This is a genomic window from Microbacterium sp. UBA837, from assembly GCF_002296025.1.
Lineage (GTDB): Bacteria > Actinomycetota > Actinomycetes > Actinomycetales > Microbacteriaceae > Microbacterium.
On sequence record NZ_DBHD01000020.1, the window covers coordinates 1 to 1,511 of the forward strand.

2 protein-coding genes are annotated in these 1,511 nt (G+C 67.0%); both read left to right on the forward strand.

The window, feature by feature from the left end:
• Positions 1 to 464: DUF6326 family protein (locus tag B3587_RS01635; RefSeq protein ID WP_349675793.1), on the forward strand; the 464-nt coding region annotated here is incomplete at its 5' end.
• Positions 465 to 499: 35 nt separating this feature from the next.
• Positions 500 to 1,234: a GIN domain-containing protein gene (locus B3587_RS01640; RefSeq protein ID WP_292726045.1), complete on the forward strand. Its 735-nt coding sequence runs from the start codon at positions 500 to 502 to the stop codon at positions 1,232 to 1,234.
• Positions 1,235 to 1,511 lie beyond the last annotated feature (277 nt).

Below are 1,511 nucleotides of genomic sequence, written 5' to 3' on the forward strand. Positions count from 1 at the left end.
AAGGACCCATGACCACCTCACCCACCACGAAACCGCTCGCCACCGCTCTTGTCCCCGTGCAAACGAAGCTCGCCGCCGCCTGGACGAGCTTCATGTTCCTGGTCATCTATGTCGACTACTACCACCTCCACAAGCCGAACGTCATCGACAACATCCAGGCGGGTCTGGTCTTCGAGTTCCCGATCACGCCGGCGCTGATGACGGGATTTCTCACGCTCACGGCGATCCCGTCGGTGATGGTCGTGCTCTCCGCGGTCCTTCCCGCCCGCGCGAACCGCATCACGAACCTTGTCGTGGGCGTTCTGTACGTGCCCGTCACGGTGTTCAACGCCGTCGGCGAGACCTGGGAGTGGGCGCCCTTCTATGTCGTCTCGATCGGCATCGAGCTGGCGCTTCTGGCGTACATCCTGCGCTCGGTCTGGATGTGGCCGCGCACCGCCAGCCGACAGAACGCCCGCTCGTAACATCCCCCTTCCCCACCCTCTTCCTACGGAGCACCATGCACACCCGCACCCAACCGTTCACCCGCGCCGCGGTTCTCGCCGCCGCAGTCTTGCTTGTCGCACCGCTGTCGGCCTGCGGACAGATTCCGTTCTCAGGACCCATGACGACCCAGACGCGAGAGATCGCCGAGGTGGATGCCGTGGACCTTCGCACCAGCGGCGATCTCACCATCACGATCGGCGAGGAGGAATCGCTGACGATCACCGCATCTGCTGTCGCGATCTCGGCGCTGACCTCCGACGTCGACGAGGGCACGCTGGTGCTGGACTACGGCGGCGGCGCGTTCGGCGTGAGCCGGATCAGCTATGACCTCACCGTGCGTTCCCTCGATCGTGTGCAGGTCAGCGGTTCGGGGAGCGTCTCGGGCGCCGGCGTGCTCGGACCTGAGGGGGTCGTCGAGATCACGGACTCCGGCAGCCTCGCGCTGACCGACACCCACACGCGGGACCTGACGGTGAGGATCGATGGATCGGGCAGCGTCACCCTCGAGGGCTCGAGTGTGTCGCTCGACCTGATGATGGACGGGTCGGGTGACTTCTCGGGCGAGGATCTGCGCACCCAGAAGGCGTCAGCATCGATCGCGGGCAGCGGTTCCGCGTGGATGTTCGTCACCGACACCCTCCGCGCCAGCGTGAGCGGCAGCGGCGGACTCACCTATGCCGGCGATCCCGTCCAGGTCGCGACGGATGTCACGGGCAGCGGCACAGTGGAGATCGCTGCACCCCGGTAACCCGCAGGGGCGGCGCGGCTTGGCTGAGCTGCTGCCACAGTGGCCGCACGCGAAGTCCGAGGCGGATGTCGAACCTCCACCGGGCGCGCCGATCACTGGGATGCTGGGGGCAGAGCCCGCGACGAGAGGATCCGGCCATGCCCCGTCCACCACGGATGCTGCTGCTCACGCTGGTGGCGGTGCTGGCTGCCCTGCCGGTGATCGTGACGGCCTTCTCACCCTGGGCGGGCGCGACGAGCGTTCTCGTGCTGTCACTGCTGCCCGTGCTCGGTGTGGC